This is a genomic window from Hoylesella shahii (assembly GCF_937990675.1).
Classification (GTDB): Bacteria; Bacteroidota; Bacteroidia; order Bacteroidales; family Bacteroidaceae; genus Prevotella; species Prevotella shahii.
In genome coordinates this window covers 1-8,600 of sequence record NZ_CALKQY010000051.1, presented here as the reverse complement: position 1 = coordinate 8,600, position 8,600 = coordinate 1, and the positions used below count along the sequence as shown (strand labels likewise).

Sequence of the window (8,600 nt, the reverse complement as noted above, 5' to 3'; positions counted from 1 at the left end):
TAGAGCAAAGGACTGAAAATCCTTGTGTCCCCGGTTCGATTCCTGGTGGCACCACTAATTTTTTGGTTAATAAATTGTGTGGGTCTTTGAAGTCGTGAGATTTCAAGGACTTTTTTTATGTCCTTATTTTTGTATATTGTGCATGCGTTGAGTGCACATTGGCAGGCTAATGGTAGTGACAGTGGCACGCACACACAGCAGTTGACACAAGAGAATATAGTAAACCAAAGAACATGAAGCATGCACAAACTTTATGTTTAAATGAAAAAAGATGTGGTTTGGGGCATCCGTCACCTCGATTTTGTGTAATTTTGTGGTGTATAACGCATCGTGGGCGCTTTCCTTGTGCTGGGCAGTGGCTTGCAGGTGCACAATAACCCTCAACTTACACACCGATGAATTTACCATCTCGTATATCGCTTACCATGCTTCCAGCCCTTGCCTTGGCCACAACAGCCCAGAAGGCAATGGCACAACCCGGCGACACTCGTTATCCCAAATGTCCTGTACAAGAGGGATTGCCCGTAAGTGAAGGCATGCAAGGTACAACCGTGCGCCCAAATATATTATATATAATGTGCGACGACCACTCCATGCAAACCATTAGCGCATACGGCAGCGCCATTTCAAAGCTTGCACCCACGCCCAATATCGACCGACTGGCACGACGTGGCATGCTGTTTAGGTCGGCTTTTGTGGAAAACTCGCTTTCAACGCCCAGTCGCGCCTGTCTTATCACTGGTCTTTACAGTCACCAAAACGGACAACGACAGTTGGGAGAAGGCATCGATACCACCCGAACATTCTTTAGCGAACTGCTTCAGCAAGCAGGCTATACCACAGGAATGGTGGGCAAATGGCACATGCACTGCCGTCCAAAGGGATTTGACTTTTACCATATACTCAATAATCAAGGCACATATTACAACCCTGTGTTTTGCACAACGGGCGAATATGGCAAGTATAAGCAAGAGAAAGGTTATGCCACAACACTCATAACCGACCACGCCATCAACTTTTTAGAGCATCGCGACAAGTCGAAACCCTTCTGCTTGCTGGTGCATCACAAGGCGCCACACCGCAATTGGATGCCCGAAGAAAAATATATGGGACTATTTGGCGATGTGGAATTTCCACTTCCAAAGACGTTTTGGGACGATTACGCCACGCGTGGGTCGGCTGCACGCACACAGAAAATGCGTGTTGACGACGATTTGCGTATGATACAAGACCTGAAAGTGCCCGAAACGCTCGACCCCAACGACGTAGAGAGCATGGATTCGTATTATGCGCTGCTGGGCGAAACCAATCGTTTCACACCCGAACAGCGCGTGGCCTTCGATAAATATTATATGCCCAGAAACCGAAAATTTCTTGAAGCCAACCTCAAAGGAAGAGCGTTGGTAGAATGGAAATATCAAAACTATATTCGCGATTATGCCGCGGTGATACGCTCTGTTGATGATAATGTGGGCCGACTGCTTGATTATCTGGAGCAAAACGGACTGAGCGACAACACCATTGTGGTATACACCTCCGACCAAGGGTTTTATATGGGCGAGCATGGATGGTTTGATAAGCGCTTTATGTACGAAGAATCGTTTCATACACCGCTTATTATTAGTTATCCCGGACATATAAAAGAGGGTGCTCAATGTCATCAACTGGTGCAGAACATCGACTTCGCACCAACGTTTCTGGCATTGGCAGGCGTGAAAAAGCCCGCCGAAATGAGTGGCCGAAGCTTGCAACCACTGTTTAAAGGCGATAAGGTGAAAAACTGGAGAAAAGACCTTTATTACCATTATTACGACTATCCCACCTATCACCTAGTGCGCAAACACGATGGTGTGCGCAACGAACGCTATAAGCTGATACACTTCTATGGCAAGGGAAGCGACCGTGCTGTGCAAGAAAACAAATACCAACGCACACCCGGAACAGGCGAATATTACACCTATCAGGCACTTAAGAAGATAAATTATTTTCGAGATGATGCCGATATCGACTATTACGAGTTGTACGATTTGCAGACCGACTCCGACGAATTGAACAATATCTATGGCAAACCGGGTACAGAAAAAGTAACCAAGCAATTGCTTAAACGACTGGCCGACTATCGTAAGACATTAAAGGTAGACGAATGATGCCGGCCACAGTGGTGCATTCGATGAACCAACGAACAGCGACGGGCATTCGCCATTCTGCCACCTTACACAATAAAAAACATGACAACAGAACAGTTATATCAAATTTTTGAAAGTCATCCCGTGGTAACCACCGATAGCCGTGATTGCCCCGAGGGTAGTATTTTCTTCGCCTTAAAAGGTGCATCGTTTAATGGAAACAAGTTCGCTGCAGCGGCTTTGCAGCAAGGTTGCGCCTTTGCGGTGGTAGACGAACCCGAATATTGTGCGCAAGGCGACGAACGTTATATCCTGGTAGACGATGTGTTGCGCGCCTTTCAGCTGTTGGCTCGCCACCATCGACGCACCCTGGGCACACGTATTGTGGGCATAACAGGCACGAATGGCAAAACAACCACCAAGGAATTGATGGCCGCCGTGCTTGGCGAAAAGTATAATGTGCTCTACACCTTGGGTAATTTTAACAACGATATTGGTGTGCCTAAAACGCTTTTACGCCTAAAACCCGAACATCAAGTGGCCGTTGTAGAGATGGGTGCAAGTCATCCTGGCGACATTAAAACGCTGGTTGAACTGGTAGAACCCGACTTGGCGCTTATCACCAACGTGGGAATGGCCCATCTGCAAGGCTTCGGTTCGTTTGAAGGTGTGGTGAAAACCAAAGGCGAACTATACGACTTTATGCGCCAAAGCAAACGCGGAAAGGTGTTTGTAGATGCCAATAATCCCCATTTGATGGGTATTGTGCAGGGGTTAGACTTGGTGAAATATGGCACACCAGCCAGTGACGGCCTCTTTGTTGGCGGTAAAGTGGTGTCGGCTGCGCCATTCTTGCGCTTTGCATGGCAACGCGAAGGTGGCGAATGGAATGAAGTGCAGACCCATCTTGTGGGCGCTTACAATGTGCTTAATATGTTGGCGGCCATTAGTGTGGGCTTATATCTAGGAGTATCGGCCGACGAAGCCAATCGGGCTTTGGCTAATTATGTGCCAAGTAACAACCGTTCGCAACTAGAAGAGACGGCACATAACAAGCTCATTATGGATGCCTACAATGCCAATCCCACCAGTATGAGTGTGGCTCTGAATAATCTCAATGATATGGAAGTGCCCCATAAAATGGCTATTCTTGGCGATATGCTCGAACTAGGAGCAGCAAGCACAGAGGCTCATCAAGCCATTGTAGACCAGCTTTCGCGTTTGTCGCTCGATGAAGTGTGGCTTGTTGGCCCCGAATTTGCGCGCACCCGTTGCGCTTTCCGTAAGTTCAACGATGTGGATGAGGTGATGGCGCAATTGCAAAATCAATGCCCCGAGGGTAGATACATCTTGGTTAAAGGCAGTCATGGCATAAGGCTCGACAAACTGTCGCAGTGTCTTTAAATGGGCATGACGCCGACAAACAAACGAAAGATGGGCCGACAGGTAGGGCAAACAAGACAAAAATAAGTGCAAAGCGACCTATCAACCATTGGGTATAAACATATACGGGGATGCAAGTACATGTAGCTTGCATCCCCGTACGGATTTATCAGTTTGTAAACGCAGCGCGTTTGTTTATGTTTTGTTTCTTATCGCTTAACATAAGGAAGCGGGCCATAGCGCAACACCGTGGTATAGCCGTTGTTTACGGGGTAGATGCACACCGTAAAGAGGTAACTATTGCCCAAAGGAGACATGCCACCCTTATAAAAAGGAGTGCTCTCGTCTTCCCAATCGATGGTTACACCAGGATAATCTTTATCCATTGTCTTAGCCAATACCTCGATATCCTTTAGAGCACCACGCTTGTTGGTGGGCGAAGACGTAAACCGAGCCTCACTAAAATACGTATTTCCCAAGCTGTCTGTTTGGAATTTAAAGATGGCTTTTTCGAATTTCAGCCCTTTAAACATCATGTCTTTATAAACAATCTGTTGCTTATTGGCTTGTGTAGGTGTGCCAAACGTGCTGCGAATACCAGCCAACGTCGTTTCGTAGTTCGACCCAAAAGCCACGCCTTCAATGCCAGCATCGTTGTTGGCACGGGCAGAAAGAGAGAGGATACACGCGAAAGCAATCGCGATAAAATTCTTTGTCATAGTGTTAAATCAGTATTCTGAAATGCTGTTTCAAATGCAAAGGTACGTAAAAAAAGGCAGATTTTAAGCCCTTTTATGGTAGTTCCTACCCTTATTCATAAAATATTTGTTATAAAGTTCAAATAGAACGTCTAGTTTTTTACTAATTTACGAGTAAGTATAGGATATTTTTCGTAAGTTTGCAAATTGTGGCAGCCTATGCCAAACATTCACAAAAATATAGTACATTGATATGGCACGCATGTTATTAAACGACCTTTTAAAAGGAACTAAATCGGCGATGACGCATAAACGCATTATCGCTTACTATTTGAATAACACCTCGACTACGATTCCCGAGTTGTCTAAAGAATTGAATTTGAGTGTTCCTACCATTGCCAAAGTTATCGCGGAGATGTGCGATGATGGGTATATCATTAACTGTGGAAAGATGGATACGGGTAAAGGACGCTCGCCGGCGATCTACGGATTGGCTCCCGAATCGGGCTACTTCGTGGGTGTTGACCTGATGAACGATGGTCTTAACCTGGGCTTGATGAACTTTAAAGGCGACTTGGTAAAGATAGATATGGGTGTGCCTTATCAGTATAGCAACTCGCAAGAGGGGCTAGACGAATTGTGCGCTTGCGTTACCGACTTCATAGATCAGTTGGATATAGCCAAAGAACGAATACTAACAGTGGGCGTAAATATCCCTGGTCGCGTTAATCCAGAGATGGGACACAGCTTTAGTAGATTTAATTTTGATGAAAGACCCTTGGTGGAACTGATGGCCGAAAAGATTGGTTGTAGGGTGTATGTGGACAACGACACACGCTCGATGACCTATGGCGAGATGACAAAGGGCGTTGTGAAGGGCGAAAAAGACGTAATCTTTGTGAACCTTAGCTGGGGAATTGGATGCGGACTGATACTTAATGGTGAATTGTATACAGGCAAATCGGGCTTCTCGGGCGAACTGGGACACTTTCCAACGTTTGATAATGAGCTGCTTTGCCATTGCGGAAAACGCGGTTGTCTTGAAACAGAAATATCGGGAATGGCGCTGCATCGCACCCTTTTGCAATGCGTGAAAGAGGGTAGACAGACGGCTTTGAGCGAACAAATCATGAACAATGAGGCTTCGTTAACCCTTGACGATATTATCGAAGCAACGCTTAAAGAAGACTTGTTGTGCATCGAACTAATTGAAGAAATTGGCCAAAAACTTGGTCGCTACCTTGCTGGACTAATCAATTTGCTTAATCCCGAAATGGTTATCATCGGTGGAACGTTGGCTCGTACTGGCGATTCGGTGTTGCAACCCGTAAAAAGCGCAGTGCGAAAATACTCGCTCAACATGGTAAATCGCGACTCGGCCATTGTGCTTTCCAAACTTCAAGACAAGGCCGGTGTTACTGGTGCTTGTCTGTTGGCGCGCAAAAGTCTGTTTTACTTCAATTGATAACTCTGTCTCACTGCAATAGATAAGTCTGTGCACAACTAGTGTTTAGGCAACTTTATCCACAAGAGAGAAGTTAAATTAGAGTTGATACGTGTCGCAATGTTGCATTTTATGCCCTGCCATTCGCTAGGTTTTGGTAGATTTATCGTATCTTTGCAATAAATATTTAGCTATTATGCAGACAACATGCCACCTCTCTTTGCTCGTTCATGAGCAAGCTCGCAAGTATGGAGACGCACCCGCACTAACGTTTAAACACTTTGGTGGGGACGAATGGAAAACCGTTTCGTGGAACCAATTCTCGTTGCGTGTGAAGCAAGTGAGTAATGCTTTGCTCAATCTTGGCTTGAAACCACAAGAGCATATTGCTGTTTTTGCGCAGAATTGTTTGCAATATCTCTACACCGATATGGGTGCTTATGGCGTTAGAGCGGTAACAATTCCATTCTATGCCACTAGCAGTGAGCAGCAAATTCAGTTCGTTGTGAATGATGCGCAGGTGCGTTTCATCTTCGTAGGCGAACAAGAACAATATGATAAGGCGCATCGTGTGCTGAACCTTTGCAGTTCGTTAGAACGCATTGTGGTGTTCGATCGCAATGTGCGCATTAGCTCGCACGACCCCAACACGTTGTATTTCGACGACTTTTTGAAGTTGGGCGAGAACCTTCCTCGTCAATCTGAGGTGGAAAAACTATGGTCGGAAGCCAAAGAAGACGACCTTTGCAATATCCTTTATACCAGTGGAACAACGGGTGATAGCAAGGGAGTGATGATTACTTACAGTCAATATCATGCCGCACTTGTGTCTAATGCCATGTGTGTACCTGTAAACAGCTCCGATAGAGTAATTTGTTTCTTGCCCTTTACCCATATCTTTGAGCGCGCTTGGTCGTACTTGTCGCTCTCGGTTGGTGCACAACTCATTATTAATACCAACCCACACGACATACAAACCTCAATGCGACAAACTCATCCCACATGTATGGCTTCGGTTCCACGCTTCTGGGAGAAGGTTTATACAGGCGTTAAAGAACGCATGGACAACGCGTCGCCCCTGCAACGCAAACTGTTTAACCGCGCTTTAGAGGTGGGTCGCAAGCATAATGTGCAATATCTGGCTCGCAGAAAGCGTCCGCCCATGTCTTTAAGTTTAGAATATAAGCTGCTCAATCGCACCGTGTTGAGCATGGTTCGTAAACAGTTGGGATTGGAAAATGCCCACATTTTCCCCACGGCTGGCGCAAGAGTGTCGCCCGAAGTGGAAGAGTTTGTACACGCCATCGGACTTACCATCATGGTGGGATATGGCTTAACAGAGAGCGTTGCCACTGTTTCGTGCGACCATCTTGACAAACCTATCACCCTTGGTTCGGTGGGAAGGGTTATCGAAGGCCTGCAATTAAAGATTGGAGAAAACAATGAAGTACTGCTCAAAGGGCCAACAATCACCAAAGGTTATTACAAACGCGAGTCGCTTAATGCTACTATTTTCACCGAAGATGGCTTCTTTCGCACAGGCGATGCTGGCTATATAAAGGATGGCGAACTGTTCCTTACCGAACGTATAAAAGACCTTTATAAAACATCTAACGGCAAATACATTGCTCCGCAGATGATTGAAGCTCTGCTTTTGGTTGATAAATATATCGACCAAGTGGCGGTTGTGGCCGACGAACGCAAGTTTGTTTCTGCCCTTCTTGTACCCGAATTCCGCCTACTTGAAGAGTTTGCTAAGGCTCATAGCATTGATTTTAGCTCGCGCGAAGAACTATGTGCCAACCATCAAGTGCATGCTATGATGCTCGAACGCATTCGTACACTTCTACAACAGTTGGCTCCTTACGAGCAAATCAAGTGCATAACTATTCTTCCTCACCACTTTACAATGGAGAACGGAGAACTAACCAATACGCTAAAACTGCGTAGACCCATCATCTTAGCCAACTATAAAGAGCTAATTGATAAGATGTACGAAGAGTGATGAGCTTTGCTCCTTAGCCTATACATTACTTATATTATATATTAAGCAACGAATAAAATCTCCCAACACCAAATAAAGCACGATGAAATGGGCCTTTTTGGCTTGCATAGTCTACTTTATACCTGCCAAGCATAAGGCAAAAACAAGGTGAAGGGCACGAAAGCAATATCGTAACGTATGATTACAGCAGACCAACTCAAAGATATATTGGAACGGGCTGAAGCCTTACGCCGCTATTTGGATATCGACCGAAAGCGCGTTGAACTGGAAGAAGAGGAACTAAGAACACAAGCTCCCGACTTCTGGGACGACCCTGCGCGTGCTCAAGAGCAGATGAAGAAGGTGAAAGGTATTGAAAAATGGATTGTGGGATATAAAGAAGTGCGACAGGCCGCCGACGAATTGCAGTTGGCTTTCGACTTCTACCACGATGATATGGTGACAGAAGAGGAGGTGGACGATGATTATCGCAAGGCGATTACTGCCATCGAAAACCTCGAACTCATGAATATGCTGCGCCAAAAGGAAGACCCAATGGACTGTGTTCTGAAGATTAACTCGGGTGCGGGTGGCACCGAGAGTCAAGATTGGGCGCAAATGCTCATGCGTATGTACATGAGATGGGCCGAAGCTCATGGGCATAAGGTTACGATAAGCAACATACAAGAGGGCGATGAGGCCGGAATAAAGAGTGTCACCATGGAGATTGAAGGTGGTGATTATGCTTACGGCTACCTTAAAAGCGAAAATGGCGTGCACCGATTAGTGCGCGTTTCGCCCTATAATGCGCAGGGAAAGCGTATGACTAGCTTTGCCTCGGTGTTTGTTTCCCCACTCGTTGACGATACGATTGAGGTGTATGTAGACCCCGCTAAGGTGTCGTGGGACCTCTTTAGAAGTGGTGGAGCCGGTGGACAGAACGTTAATAAGGTGGAAACTGGCGT

The 8,600-nt window shown here is 46.0% G+C and carries 6 protein-coding genes; 5 read left to right on the top strand and 1 reads right to left on the bottom strand.

The window, feature by feature from the left end:
- The first annotated feature begins 536 nt into the window (after positions 1-536).
- Positions 537-2,147, top strand: a complete 1,611-nt coding sequence (locus QME03_RS07635; RefSeq protein WP_281723975.1) for a sulfatase family protein — start codon at positions 537-539, stop codon at positions 2,145-2,147.
- Between the two features lie 81 nt (positions 2,148-2,228).
- Positions 2,229-3,530: a UDP-N-acetylmuramoyl-tripeptide--D-alanyl-D-alanine ligase gene (locus QME03_RS07630; protein WP_273115786.1), complete on the top strand. Its 1,302-nt coding sequence runs from the start codon at positions 2,229-2,231 to the stop codon at positions 3,528-3,530.
- A gap of 188 nt (positions 3,531-3,718) precedes the next feature.
- On the opposite strand, the gene QME03_RS07625 is transcribed toward QME03_RS07630, so the two are convergent.
- Positions 3,719-4,228, bottom strand: coding sequence for a hypothetical protein (locus tag QME03_RS07625; RefSeq protein WP_281723974.1), 510 nt, complete (start codon positions 4,226-4,228; stop codon positions 3,719-3,721).
- 232 nt (positions 4,229-4,460) lie between these two features.
- Between QME03_RS07625 and QME03_RS07620 the strand changes: the two genes are divergently transcribed.
- The 3 genes from QME03_RS07620 to QME03_RS07610 form a co-directional block, all read left to right on the top strand.
- Positions 4,461-5,672 carry an ROK family transcriptional regulator gene (locus QME03_RS07620; protein ID WP_281723973.1) on the top strand — a complete coding sequence of 404 codons (1,212 nt, stop codon included), beginning with the start codon at positions 4,461-4,463 and terminating at the stop codon, positions 5,670-5,672.
- 175 nt (positions 5,673-5,847) lie between these two features.
- Entirely contained in the window at positions 5,848-7,656 is a 1,809-nt protein-coding gene (locus QME03_RS07615; protein ID WP_281723972.1) for an AMP-dependent synthetase/ligase, read from the top strand.
- A gap of 177 nt (positions 7,657-7,833) precedes the next feature.
- Positions 7,834-8,600: PCRF domain-containing protein (locus QME03_RS07610; protein ID WP_281723971.1), on the top strand; the 767-nt coding region annotated here is incomplete at its 3' end.